Raw genomic sequence first — 493 nt, 5'->3', positions numbered from 1 at the left:
CTATAAACAATCGAAGTATAAGAGTCGATATAATAAATAGAGCGGTAAAGCGGGGCGATCGACCCGTGAGTAGCGCCAAATAAACCACATGGACGTGGGAACGTACCTTCAAGGAGGAAATTAAAATGATTATTAATCACAATATTGCGGCTTTAAACACACAACGTAACTTGAACCTGAACAGTGCATCTTCAAGCAAAAGTATGGAGAAATTATCATCTGGTATGCGTATCAACCGTGCAGCAGATGATGCAGCTGGTCTTTCAATCTCTGAATCTATGCGTGGACAGATTCGCGGTCTAGAACAAGCTTCTCGTAATGCACAAGATGGTATCTCATATGTACAAACAGCTGAGGGTGCGATGAACGAAGTTAGCTCCATGTTGACTCGTATGAAAGAATTGAACGTTCAGAAAGCAAGTGGAACGTACTCTTCTTCAGATAAATCGAACATCAACCAAGAGCTTGGTGAGTTGGGAACACAAATCGATAA

1 protein-coding gene is annotated in these 493 nt (G+C 41.6%); it reads left to right on the top strand.

Features of this window, described 5'->3' with window-relative positions; translation table 11 throughout:
* Window positions 1–125: 125 nt before the first annotated feature.
* Window positions 126–493: flagellin N-terminal helical domain-containing protein (locus QCD85_RS23655; protein ID WP_441005646.1), on the top strand; the 368-nt coding region annotated here is incomplete at its 3' end.

The sequence above is a fragment of the Paenibacillus sp. PsM32 genome (assembly GCF_030433815.1).
GTDB lineage: Bacteria > Bacillota > Bacilli > Paenibacillales > Paenibacillaceae > Saccharibacillus > Saccharibacillus kyungheensis.
Note: the sequence above shows the minus strand (reverse complement) of the source record. Positions and strands in the feature narration are given on the sequence as shown.